This is a genomic window from Candidatus Thorarchaeota archaeon, assembly GCA_021498125.1.
GTDB lineage: Archaea > Asgardarchaeota > Thorarchaeia > Thorarchaeales > Thorarchaeaceae > B65-G9.
This window is the reverse complement of sequence record JAIZWL010000001.1, coordinates 1,438,437-1,450,388: the sequence shown is the minus strand read 5'-3', so window position 1 is coordinate 1,450,388 and position 11,952 is coordinate 1,438,437. Positions and strand designations below refer to the sequence as shown.

Sequence of the window (11,952 nt, the reverse complement as noted above, 5' to 3'; positions counted from 1 at the left end):
ACGTCAACTCCGACTCTGGGAGCCGGGCAACGGCCTATATCTGGTTTTCGACATGTGTAAATTCATGCCAGAGTAATGGTTCAACAGAACGAACCGAGATCATCCGGATAGAAGTGCGCCGATTTCACGCGCATACCGTCGCATCTGAGTGACTGCAAGACCCATGGAGGTGATGTCTTTAGCAGAGCCCATGACTAGAAAATCACCAGCCTGGGATAATACAACAAACCCAGACTCTCCGCGAATGACAACCTCATACAGATCATTAAGCCCAAGACGCTGGGCTGCCATCTCACCCTGAACCAACAATGCTGCACTAACAGCAGCCATGAGGTCCGGGTCTGCATCAGAGTCTTCAGTGGCAAAATAAGAGATCTTCACACCTTGTCTACTGACTACTGCAATCGCATCAAGGTCTGCAACGTCAGTGAGTCCCATTAAGAGTTCAATAAGTTCCTTTTCCTTTGCGGGATCCAGTTGAATGGACATGTTCGCTCCTCCGTAGGTCATTCCTCTCAATGCGAGAGGCATTAAATAACTTGTTCATTTGTAGACTTATGAATAATGAGGGGATAAATGGTCATTGATTATTTGGCCACAAGCTTCCTCTTACGTTTTGTCTTTGGCTTGACCGGTGCCTCTTCGGCCTCAACCTCACTCTTGAAGAAACTAATGAGATCACTGAGCCGCTCTTTCATCTCCGTCTTAATAGGACTTAGAATCGCATCCGGTGTGCCTTTCAGAAGTTCGATCCCCAGAATCATTCCGTCCTTGACTATGACACGGGGAATGAATCCCTCAGCCATAAAGGTCCCCTCTGGAGGATCCTTCACAAGCTCGAATTTACGTTCGATTTTTTCTTGCCCGAAGATGGAGGTCCTGCGTTCCGTCACAGTGTAGAGCCGATTATAGACGATCAATAGCTCACGCCGATAACCCTCGGGAGGAGCCGTCTCCTCCAACTCATGAATCATCGCCTGTATCTCAGCATCACTGACAGCTCCAACTCCGGAACTGGCCGCGACTGAAGCAGATGCTGCCGAGGCCGATCGAGCTGTTGTTTTGGGAGGTTTTGTCGGGGGAACAGTAGTGGTCTTCTTAGGTGGTGTCGGTGGGGGAGCAGTAGTGGTCTTCTTGGGCGGTGTAGGCGGGGGAGCAGTAGTACTCGCTGCAGGAGAGGCAGTCGAAGTAGATGCGGACACGGCTTTGGGCTTCTTGGGCGGTGTCGGTGGAGGTACACTTTTCGATGGAGCAGATACCCCAGGTTTTATGACCCGTGTGGCTGTTGTAGTCCCATCAAGCGCGGTGAAAAATGTTGGAGGTTCTTCGCCTTCATCCACAGGACGCACCTTGAAATGAAAGCCGTACTCAGTTCGCAGGTTGGTGGCAACTCTTGCACCAATGAACTTTTTCCGAATTCCTGCTTGATTACCCTTCCAGAGATAGATACTGCGGGTCGAATCATCCACCACGCAAAAGACACGAGTGGAATCAAGAGTGTCCTTACTGATATCGATCTCTTGAAGCGTACCATCATCCGAGACTTCGTAGCCTGTGACCATTTTAACTCACTACTATTACTTTTCGCCGGAGCCCAACATTTTCATGAGGGATGATTCGTGCTAAATGAATGTTTGCACAATCGACAATAAATCACGGGGTATGAAGCCTTTATTATTCTTTGTCCGTTAGACATAGATGCATATCGAATAAATTTTGAGCCTGAAAACTATCTAATATTAAGTCTTCACACATATCATAACAAATTAAAATCAACTGCAAGGCTATTTGTTTTCTGCAACTACAACCACAGATCACCAAAATTGACACCACTAAGAGTTAAGTTGTACCGTTACAACATACTTTTCGATGAGGATGAGCGATTCAAAGGCATCACTGAGCTTCTATATGAAACAGTTGTCAGAGGCTAAGAAACTGGGGCCTAAACAGATTCTTGGAGGCCTCGTCCTGTCAGTACTGTTAATGGGAGCATCAACATTTGGCCTACTCTACTACGTTGCAGTGCTCACACCATTCAGATTCGCATTTGCGGATATTGTGAAGTACACATCATACATGCTGTGGGGACTTGCGATTGCAACAGTCATTGCAGCATTCATCTGCTGGCTCATCATACGAAAACCCAGAACAATCACATTACTCCTCAAGATTCATTCATTCTTGAAACATGGAACAGGAGAATATTTCATCTGCCCGGATGTCCCAGACCAATCGAAGAGCACGGTCATCAGAAGATCGCTGTATGGCTCAATTCTGGTCGCAGGGATAGCACTTACGATAATGAGCTTTGATCTCATGGGCACCGCGACCGAGATGGACATTCTCAGATTCGGAGCAATCGTGATGGTGGCCAGTGTTGCCATTCTGCCCATCACTGTCATGCAGCTCTACTATGCGCCTTGGATCATCAAAGACTCAGGTCTCTTCCATCTCGATACACGTGACCGGTCTCTGAGCAATGTGGGTGATGATCTGGAAGACCTCCTTGAATTCGTTGCAGGGATTGATATTATCCTTGTCTGGATCGAACTCACGATCAATACCGAACTCTGGGTCGCACCATTCGTGATCTTTGTGGTAGTGGGACCACTGTTCTCAATCATGCTAAACTTCACCCTTATCTTCACAGCCGTAAAAGACAGAGCAACAATAGCAATGATCAGTCTGCTCTTAGAACGTTATAGAGTACCCGACATGGTGAACTCACCGGATTATATCAGACGACGTGTCTTAGGTCTGATCGATAAACGAATGCTTGTAGAGGAGATCGTCAAGTCAGAGGCTGAGACCGCACCCGAGATACCTATCGAGCCATCATCAATTCCCGAACTTCTTGATGAGTATGGCCAGATGCGCGCAGAATCAGGAGAATCGGGTGAGACCCCCATCAAGAATGCAAGGGAGACCCTCGAACAGGAAGAGACATCAGAAGAAGAGCCTCTTGCCGCAACAGAGCTTGCATCATCTAACAGACGAAAAACATCAGACAGCGAACAATGAATAGCGGACACAGAACGCCTCGCTAACAGTACAGAGAGACGAAGACTGCAATCACGCATGTAGATACATTGGATGCCTCTATGAAGAGATACGGATCACGATGGCATCACGTGGATCGAAACTTAGTGAGACCCGCTCCCCAATTGCAGCACGCAACCTATGTGCAAGATCAACATCATCAATGAGAGCGACCACCGAGCATCCATCAAGCGAGACCGTGACACGATAGACACCCACTCGTGGAACCACACTCTGGACCACACCTTCGATCTCCGAACCAGGATCTGTATTGACCGAGATATCCTCGGGTTTGATAGCGAAGGTCACACGCTCACCAGTGGGGCCATCACCAGCAATCGTAAAGTGGAACCCGTCCATCTGAACCTTCATCAGATCACTTTGCGACTCAATAATAGTACCCTCGAAGACGTTACCATCACCAATGAACTGAGCAACGAACTCGTCTTGTGGATGTTCATACAATGCCTCAGGCTCACCAACCTGCACGACTACACCATCACGCAAGACAGCGATCTTGTCCGACATGGCAAAGGCCTCCTCTTGACTATGAGTCACATAGAGAGCAGTGATGTCCAACTTTTTCTGGATCCGGCGTATCTCAGCCTGTAGGCGTTCTCTCAGTTGTGGGTCCAGAGCGGAGAGAGGCTCATCCAGCAAAAGAAGACGGGGATTTCGAGCCAGGGCCCGTGCAAGAGCAACACGTTGTGCCTCACCACCACTTATCTCATTGACATGTCTATTGAGCAGGCCCCTGATGTTCAGTAGATCGGCGAGTTCTTCAACTCGCGAGACCACCTCTTCAAAAGGCCACCCCGCCATATCAAGCGAGAAAGAGATGTTCTGAAAGACGTTCATGTTCGGAAACAATGCTGTTGATTGAAAGACCATTCCGATCTCCCGGTCTCGTGGCGGAACATTGAGAACGCTCTTATCGTCAAACAGGAGGTTTCCACTATCAGGGCGAATAAAACCAGCCACCATTCTCAGAGTCGTGGTCTTCCCGGCACCACTCGGGCCCAAGAGAGTCATCAGTTCTCCATGCTCGATCGTGAGATCAATCGGGCCGATCCGCGTACCATCAGCAAACACTCTGCTTAGAGACCGTAATTCTACACGCACCATCACAAAGCACCTCCGGCGGTCTCACCTGAAACCCTCTGAATCACTAGGAAGGCCACAAGACAGACAATCACCAAGACAAAGGCGGCGGCACCAGCCTCAAGAAATTTCCGGACTGCAAGGTACTGGTAGATAGAAACTGCCAGCGTATAGTTCTGAGGAAGCGCGATAAAGATCGTTGCAGACATTTCGCCAATTGCCATTGCAAACGCGAAGACGCCACCGACCAAGATACCGGGGGCCAAGAGGGGCAGCTCTACAAAGAATAGCCGTTGAAAACGCGAGGCACCAAGAGAGTCAGCCTGCTGCAACAGTTCGGGATCAATATTTCGAAGTGCCAGTTCTATTGACCGGGCACTGAAGGGAAGACCGATGACTGTCTGGGCGATAACAATGAGAAGCCAAGGGTTGGTACTGAGCCCAAGCGGAACAGCAATTGCCCGCAAGAGACCATAGGCGATTGTTATCGAAGAGATCCCAAGAGGGAGCATGATCATAATAGATGAGACCTTGGGAAGGGTCCTGCCACGAGCGACCTGAGCATACGCCAGAGGAATTCCAAGAACGATTGCAAAAAAGGTGGCGATACTAGCATAGACGACTGAGTTGATCAGCGGAAGCAGTCCACCACCAGTACCTATCACTAAGAGGTTAGCAAATCCTGCCAGACTGTAGGAGTGCACGATCGGATCATAAATGGCTGCAAACCCAATGGCGGCAATTGGTCCGACCATGAGAAAGACCATGACGACAACATACACAACCACTGCAAAACGAAGACCCATGTTCAAGTTGGAGAAGGTGAAGGTCTTGATTGATGATGTCTTGCCGGGATCGCCCGTCTGTTGCCCACCCAGTTTAAAGTAAGATGCTGCTAACGCGAGCGTGACCACAAGCTGCATGAGAGCCAGAGAACTGGCCTCACCATAGTCGAACATCCGAAACGCGCTCCAGATCTCAACCTCAATGGTCGAGTATTGACCATGGCCTAGTGCAAGGACGATGGGGAATGACATGAAACAAAAGAGGAAGGTGAGGATAGCAGATGCGGCAAGTGCAGGGCGTATCTGTGGAAAAATGATCCTCTGCCACTTCTTAATAGAGGTTGCACCTAACAGCTCTGCCGCCTCCTCAATCTCGGGGTTCAATCGTTCCAGAGAAGCGGACACCATCAGGGTCACAAGTGGAACATTGTAGAATGCATGAGCAAGAACGATCCCGCCCATTCCAGAGGCCAAGTCAAGAACGGAGGTCGAGGAACCGAGAATAGTCATTGCCAGTGTGTCAAGAATTCCGTACGGACCGAACATTCTCAGAAACCCCACAACCACAACAATAGGTGGCAGGACAAAAGGAACGATCAGAGCAGCATGGACTATTGAGCGTCCCTTGAACCTGAACCGTGCAAGAAGCACTGCTGCTGGCAATCCGATGACTACTGAGAGAATCGTGCTCAAAGCTGCCTGCGTGAATGTAAAGAGTCCTATCCTCTGAACGATCGGCGAACTCAACACCTCGGCGAGAGTAGAGCCTCTCGGATCAAGCAAGCCCTCGATTAGTACAACACTCACTGGATAGATGATAAAGATAACAAGAATGACGAGCGGCATGAGCAGTAGCAGGTTCTGAGCAGTCAAGCTACGCCTCATGCCAATATCTCCAGTCTATGTTCTCCAATCTATGTGGTCATAATCAGGTCATACTCATCCAACCAACTGGACAGATTTGCCTGAATGAGTGTTGCGGGGAGAAATTCGTTAAGGGGATTTATGTTGTCCGGATGCACCGCATAATCGAATACCGTTGGAAGATCAATATTCAGATTTGCGGGGTACATCCATTGGTTCAGAGCAATATGTGATTGCACAGCCTCTGTCAGACAGTAGTCAATGAAGGCCTTTGCCAGTTCGGGATTAGGACCATTCTTGACCAATCCCATACCTTCCACCTGTAACCATGCATAGTCCTTTGCGTTGTAATGCAGGGGGGCCGTTCCTACTGCTGGTTTTGAGTCCGGAGAGTAATAGGCGGAATATGCAGGATCCGTCCCATAGCTTACCATCATGTGGCGTGAGGGGTCCGAGTCCCACTTGGACCATGCCTCAGACCAGCCCTCTTGAACATCAATGTGTCCTTTGACATCACTCCACCAGCTGCGCCAATCAGTCCCAAGAATCCCATGATACACTGCGATCTCACTGAGGAGAAACGCGAGTCCGGGACTGCTGAGATGTGGATTCTCAGTGACAAGCATTGACGCAACATCGGGCGTTCCAAGCTCGGAAAAGGTGAGGCTGTCTAGCGAGGGCATGACTGTAGTATTCAATGTGTTAGATGAGTAAATGATGGTGACAACTCCAAAGTCAAACGGAGTAAGATAATGATCAGGATCAAGAATCTGTACAAGCGTATCATTGACCAGACCGATATTCGTTGAGTTGTACGGCACAAGCACGCTCTTCGCCTGTTCCTGAAGAATAAGCAGATTATCAATCCCAATGACTACATCGGCAACAGGATTCCCAGCCTCTGCAACCAAGCGGGAAACAATACCGTTCGCGTCTGTGTTCAGTCGCACGATCTCCACGTCCACACCATGTTGCTGTTCAAAGGGGCCAAAGACGGTCTCATCAATGGTCTTTGACTCGTCACCCCACAGGAGAAGACTATCGTAGGTGTAGACATACATCTTAGGACGCGGCCAAGTGATGAAGGCAAAGGCGGCGATTATCACGCTCACGATCACGACTACTGTGATAATCAACCGTTTAGGATCTCGTCTCCGTGGATACTCGGTCATCTCTCTCACCATATATGGGAGTTATACAACACAGTTATATATACAGGTGTGATAAATATCTTTCTGAAGGTTGAAATTCCATGAGACCCCCCTGCGAATTGGTACAGAAGGAATTCCTCCCGGCGTTCAGATCACGTCTGGCACTCGCACTACATGAGAGAGGCCTGTCCCAGAATCAGATTGCGCGACAGATGGATATCACTCAAGCCGCAGTGTCAAAGTATCTGAACAGGCCAATTGTCCCAACATTTGGAAAATCAGCAATAGAATCAGGCGTTCAAGAGTTAATCAAGATCATCGAGCCACAGAATGCACGACAGGACGACATGGTCAAGATTCTCTGTTCCACATGTATGGAATTGAGAATAGGTGGTGATCTATGCCACCGACATAGGGCTACTGTCCCCCAACTTGGAGAAGTCAAGTGCAAGATCTGTAGCGACCTGCTCGGACGACAGAACAAGTTTGTGAAAAGAGCAGAGATACTTGCAGACATGGACAGGGCTATCGAGATCATCGAACGTACAACTGGATTTATTCAATTACTTCCACAGGTACGCGCAAGTCTCGTAGCGTGTTCGGAAGATGCAACAACCGTCGAACAGGTTGCAGGGGTTCCCGGCCGAATCACAGACATCAAGGGTCGCGCAAGGGCCCCGGCCGAACCAGAGTATGGGGCCTCGCAACATACGGCCAGCCTGCTTCTGTGGGCCAAGAATAAGATTCCAATGTCACAGGCGTGTATGTGTATCACTGGAAGAGATGATGTTGCGGAAACAGTCAAGAGCCTCGGATTCAAATTGGTTCAATTAAGAGAGCCAGCATCAGAAGTTGAAGAGATTACTAAGTTGGCCGAACCCGCAATAAAGAGGATTAAGCAACCACCGTATGCGATTCAGATACCAGGAGGATTTGGTATAGAGCCAGTGATCTATCTGTTTGGAGCGACAGCAACCGAATTGGCGCAGATCTGCGAGTCGATCGTGAAACAAATCAGATGACCATACCAAGTGATACACACTCTTTTGTTTATTTTGACCAACGGGTAGGTATGACCACTGTGATGACTTCACCTCAGATTCGCCAAGGTGTGCTCAAAGATTGTAAGGACATCTTGACAATATATCAAACAACGCGCTGGTTAGATCACAAATACACCCATGTGGACGAAGTCAAGAAAGAACACCAAGGATTGTTTTTCCGACGCTGGGGATGGCTTGTGGCCGAGATCGATGAGAAGGTCATAGGGGAGATCATCTTTCGTACGGAAGAGAATCCCACACTTGGGACTGTTGGGATAATTACCAGTGTTGATGTCGATGTACGTTACCAGAAACATGGAGTAGGTAGAGAGTTGGTCAGCAGAGCCGAACAGATACTCTCTGAACGTGGTGTTTCGAGAACATTTACAGATACACCACCTGAAGCGTACAACTTCTGGATGAAGCTTGGATACTTCGCCAGACAGCCACTGCTCACAATTGAAGCAGACATCTCAAGTGTAGTAAATAGCAGGAGCAGGACGATCCAAGCAAGGCCATTGGAAAAATTCTATCACTTGCCATATAGTGTGAAGTTCTCGCATCTTGCACCTGTCGGACATCTATCACGGTTGGCGGAACCTGTACTAGAAGGTACAACACGAGGCGCAGTATACGAATTATATAAAAATAACGAACTTGTTGGAAGCTGCGTAGTTGCAAGAACCAACAATGGCACAGTTGAATTCATTGCTGATGTCAGAGAGGGGAAGGAAGAGTTGCTGAAGACTGTGGCGATCCGTGCAGCCACACTCGCAAAGAAACTTCGGGTGAAGAGAATAAAGACGATCATTCCAAAAGTACAGTGGGAAAAATATGAGGGGATAGCAGACTGGAGTGTGAATGACTCCAATCTGATCCCAATCACCAGACTATTGTGATTGCTCTTCGGCTTCAAGGAACAAGTGGTAGATCCAGTTCGTAAAGATGAGGGTCACACCAATCGCCCAAATGCTTGCAAGGTTAAAGTGCCAGATCGCAAGGCTCAGCGAACTCACACCAAGAGCAAAGAAGATGGCAAGAACAACTACAAAGAAGAGCACATCAAGGAGAACCATTGAACGGACAGGTCTGCGATTCTTTACGCGATATATGGGAATGAAGAAGGCAACAGCAAGTAAGACAATACCACTTGCGATCTCCTCAAGCCGGATCGAGGCAAATCCAAAGTCACGGCTGGTCTCAGCAGTCAGGCCTTCGGGGGTCTCCACGACGATCTTCAGAGTATGCTGCCATTTGCTGTAAGCACCGACATCAAGAGAGAAATTGTACACTCCGGGACTGACGGTAAGATTGCTAAGGGAGGGGACTAGCTCATCATCAACATAGACGTTCACCGTCACGGTATCCCATGTTGATTTGATCTCTACAGAGAAGGTCACTGTGCCAACAACAATGTCCTCTTTCGGAGAAACAACTGCTACTGTCGGAGCCCCATGATTATTGACCACCAAGAGAAGGTAGGTTCTCCAGCTGTGACCAAATCCATCATAGGCAATAAAGGTGATATTATGATTGCCCTCAGAGAGATCGGTTGTGTCAATTGACAGAATAGGAGAATCCTTGTTAACAGTAATGTTGTTCACAATAGTTGTACCAGTGCTTTCTTCAAACACGGACATCTTGAACGTGTCATAAAGTGTGAACACCTTTAATGTCATATTGATGACACCAGACACTTCGCTGTATTGAGTGTAGCCTGCAATTGTGAATCGAATGTAATCAAGGAAGTAGAGTACACGCGAGGCTGTAGCAGAGAGTCCCTCCTCAGTCCACACTGTGACTTCAACAGTATTATCACCATTCTCATATCGGCTTCCGTTGATAGTATAATTTGCAAGTCCTACAGGAACTAAGGTCTGATTATACTCAGGGGTGATCTCACCATTGACAGTGATGTTAAGATACACCTGTAAATAATCCGACGTGATATTGAGTGTGAGATTGTCCATGCCCGTGAAGGTACCATCACTATCAGGTGCCACAATGATTACGTGTGGGGCGCCATGATTATTGACGAGGAACACGAGATGATAGGTTTCTCGCTCAGGTGCCGAAAATGAAGCATTCTCGAAATAAAATGTGAAATTCAGGTTGCCCTCTGCAAGTGTGGTCGTATCAATCGTGACATTCTGAACTCCAGGACTGATCAGAGTCTGATTATAAGACGGGTAGATCTCATTCTCTATGAAGAGAGTAAGATTGAGAGGACCATTGACCGATGTGATATTCAGAGTCACATTAATTGTTCCAACAATTTGAGACTGGTTTGCAGGAGATAGTAGTGTTATCGTGATGTTTTCCGAATCGTACCCAGCAAAGGTATTCACTGAGGTCGGGCTGTCCAACGTAGTTTGGTTGGCGGACAGACCAACATTCGAAGTTTGTACATGGAATGCACTGATGATCATCACCGATACGATTAGGAGTGTAAGCAGACTCGTTTTCCTCATTCTTACGCCTTCCTGATACCCAATAGCATGTAGTCGGGCGATTGAACGCTCAACTTGTGGGGCATTTTTAAAGCTAGCGCAAATGCAGGGAACGTACCAGAATGACGCAAAAGTGTAAAAGTAATCAGTCCATGTTTTATCAAAAATCTTGTACGGCGATATTATTGGACAAGTGGTATGAAGGGAGATCACAAGAAGAAGGTTTCGGACCACCGGAGCCAAAACCTGATCCCCGAAATAAGATAGTGCGTAACATACATTTTGCCCTTGCTGCGATTATCGTGACAAGTCAAATACTAACTGATTCAATTATCTTTGGCATTTACGGTCTTCCATTGGCTGTCACACTCTGCATAGGAGGCTTCTTGTACTCGCGGTTTCCGGGAAGAAACTGGTATGAGAGCGAACTCATTCCATTCCTGTCACAAAGGTATGAAATCTCAACAGAAAAGAAAGAGCGGCTGATCACGTACGCTGCTACGGCCAAGCATAATTTTCTCATTCTCTCATGGCTAGAGGGAGTAATAATCCAGACATATACAAATCCATTGGACTTCTGGTTAGGCGGTGATATGATGTTCATGCATGATCAGATAATGATAATCATAATGACCATAATGCTCAGCAGTGTGATCATTACCATAAATATAGGGACTTTGCAAGTCGTAGTTCGTGGGACTGAGCGCGTTTTCACGGACATCTCAGATCTGTTAAGAGCAGCAAGAGGATACATAGTTTCCGGAATTGATTAGACGACCAACTGACTTCGTCAAAAAGGAAACTGCCACACCACAATCCTTTTTCTATGCAGCTCGTCGCATTGGCCGGGTCCTGCCATTGAAAAATTGGGAGTTTACAAGTACGGACAATAGACACATCATAGTGCGCCACGCCTTTCCTGAAGATGCACAAACACTTCACAAAGGGTTTCGAGAAGTCGTGAGCGAACAGAGATGGCTACCAACACTTCATCCAAATGGGACTGTCTCAGATTGGATATCGTGGATACACCGGACACGTAGAACGACCGAGGCACTTCTTGTTGCGGAGATCGACTATAAATATGCAGGACACTTGAGCCTTCAGCCGGAAGAGTGGGAAGCATCTAAGCACGTTGCACGACTGGGAATCATTGTGATCAAAGGGCTACGGGGGATCGGCGTTGGAAAATCGCTGATGATAGCCGCGGACGACGTAGCTCGTGAAAATGGCTTTGAGAAAATTGTCCTCAGCACTTTTGCGGATAACGAAGTGGCACGACATCTCTACGAATCAGTTGGATATCGACTCGTAGGTATCAGAGAGAAACATTTCAAAATGCCACACGATTACATTGACGAGGTTCTCTATGAGAAGAGAATCCAATAACGGTTGCGCTACTCCGTCGATCTCCACTCAGGTTCGAGGGAGCGAAAATGAACAATGTTGCCCAAATCCGTACATAATATAACGGAGTATTGCCATGTGATAAATGCCCCCAAAATATATTAAAAAAGGT

Annotated in this window: 11 protein-coding genes; 5 read left to right on the top strand and 6 right to left on the bottom strand. The window is 47.7% G+C overall.

Features of this window, described 5'->3' with window-relative positions; all coding sequences use genetic code 11:
• Positions 1 to 99: 99 nt before the first annotated feature.
• A complete protein-coding gene (locus K9W43_06850; protein MCF2136950.1) occupies positions 100 to 489 on the bottom strand; it encodes a roadblock/LC7 domain-containing protein in 390 nt (129 codons plus the stop codon).
• Positions 490 to 587: 98 nt separating this feature from the next.
• The gene (locus K9W43_06845; protein ID MCF2136949.1) at positions 588 to 1,562 is read right to left on the bottom strand and encodes a hypothetical protein; all 975 of its coding nucleotides are present in this window, start codon (positions 1,560 to 1,562) and stop codon (positions 588 to 590) included.
• Positions 1,563 to 1,875: 313 nt separating this feature from the next.
• Here K9W43_06845 and K9W43_06840 point away from each other — a divergent pair, with 313 nt between their 5' ends.
• On the top strand, positions 1,876 to 3,021 hold the full coding sequence (locus tag K9W43_06840) for a hypothetical protein (protein MCF2136948.1): 1,146 nt from the start codon (positions 1,876 to 1,878) through the stop codon (positions 3,019 to 3,021).
• 78 nt (positions 3,022 to 3,099) lie between these two features.
• Here K9W43_06840 and K9W43_06835 read toward each other — a convergent pair whose 3' ends face one another.
• Genes K9W43_06835 through K9W43_06825 form a run of 3 tightly spaced genes read right to left on the bottom strand, consistent with a single transcriptional unit; the run spans position 3,100 to position 6,961 of the window.
• Positions 3,100 to 4,164 carry an ABC transporter ATP-binding protein gene (locus K9W43_06835; GenBank protein ID MCF2136947.1) on the bottom strand — a complete coding sequence of 355 codons (1,065 nt, stop codon included), beginning with the start codon at positions 4,162 to 4,164 and terminating at the stop codon, positions 3,100 to 3,102.
• On the bottom strand, positions 4,164 to 5,810 hold the full coding sequence (locus K9W43_06830) for an iron ABC transporter permease (protein ID MCF2136946.1): 1,647 nt from the start codon (positions 5,808 to 5,810) through the stop codon (positions 4,164 to 4,166). The genes K9W43_06835 and K9W43_06830 overlap by 1 nt, the downstream gene beginning before the upstream one ends.
• 29 nt (positions 5,811 to 5,839) lie before the next feature.
• On the bottom strand, positions 5,840 to 6,961 hold the full coding sequence (locus K9W43_06825) for a thiamine ABC transporter substrate-binding protein (protein MCF2136945.1): 1,122 nt from the start codon (positions 6,959 to 6,961) through the stop codon (positions 5,840 to 5,842).
• Positions 6,962 to 7,041: 80 nt separating this feature from the next.
• On the opposite strand from K9W43_06825, the gene K9W43_06820 reads away from it, so the two are divergent.
• Entirely contained in the window at positions 7,042 to 7,962 is a 921-nt protein-coding gene (locus K9W43_06820) for a hypothetical protein (GenBank protein MCF2136944.1), read from the top strand.
• 50 nt (positions 7,963 to 8,012) lie between these two features.
• Positions 8,013 to 8,882, top strand: a complete 870-nt coding sequence (locus K9W43_06815) for a GNAT family N-acetyltransferase (protein MCF2136943.1) — start codon at positions 8,013 to 8,015, stop codon at positions 8,880 to 8,882.
• Here K9W43_06815 and K9W43_06810 read toward each other — a convergent pair.
• On the bottom strand, positions 8,874 to 10,454 hold the full coding sequence (locus K9W43_06810) for a hypothetical protein (protein ID MCF2136942.1): 1,581 nt from the start codon (positions 10,452 to 10,454) through the stop codon (positions 8,874 to 8,876). The two genes, K9W43_06815 and K9W43_06810, sit on opposite strands and share 9 nt — an antisense overlap.
• Positions 10,455 to 10,618: 164 nt before the next feature.
• Between K9W43_06810 and K9W43_06805 the strand changes: the two genes are divergently transcribed.
• Positions 10,619 to 11,206, top strand: coding sequence for a hypothetical protein (locus K9W43_06805; GenBank protein MCF2136941.1), 588 nt, complete (start codon positions 10,619 to 10,621; stop codon positions 11,204 to 11,206).
• The gene (locus K9W43_06800; GenBank protein ID MCF2136940.1) at positions 11,199 to 11,822 is read left to right on the top strand and encodes a GNAT family N-acetyltransferase; all 624 of its coding nucleotides are present in this window, start codon (positions 11,199 to 11,201) and stop codon (positions 11,820 to 11,822) included. Before K9W43_06805 ends, K9W43_06800 begins: the two co-directional genes overlap by 8 nt.
• The last annotated feature ends 130 nt before the right edge of the window (positions 11,823 to 11,952 follow it).

Coding starts and splice junctions, on each gene's coding strand:
- K9W43_06850 (MCF2136950.1), bottom strand. CDS start 489: ATGTCCATTCAACTGGATCCCGCAAAGGAAAAGGAACTTATTGAACTC.
- K9W43_06845 (MCF2136949.1), bottom strand. CDS start 1,562: ATGGTCACAGGCTACGAAGTCTCGGATGATGGTACGCTTCAAGAGATC.
- K9W43_06840 (MCF2136948.1), top strand. CDS start 1,876: ATGAGCGATTCAAAGGCATCACTGAGCTTCTATATGAAACAGTTGTCA.
- K9W43_06835 (MCF2136947.1), bottom strand. CDS start 4,164: ATGGTGCGTGTAGAATTACGGTCTCTAAGCAGAGTGTTTGCTGATGGT.
- K9W43_06830 (MCF2136946.1), bottom strand. CDS start 5,810: ATGAGGCGTAGCTTGACTGCTCAGAACCTGCTACTGCTCATGCCGCTC.
- K9W43_06825 (MCF2136945.1), bottom strand. CDS start 6,961: ATGACCGAGTATCCACGGAGACGAGATCCTAAACGGTTGATTATCACA.
- K9W43_06820 (MCF2136944.1), top strand. CDS start 7,042: ATGAGACCCCCCTGCGAATTGGTACAGAAGGAATTCCTCCCGGCGTTC.
- K9W43_06815 (MCF2136943.1), top strand. CDS start 8,013: ATGACCACTGTGATGACTTCACCTCAGATTCGCCAAGGTGTGCTCAAA.
- K9W43_06810 (MCF2136942.1), bottom strand. CDS start 10,454: ATGAGGAAAACGAGTCTGCTTACACTCCTAATCGTATCGGTGATGATC.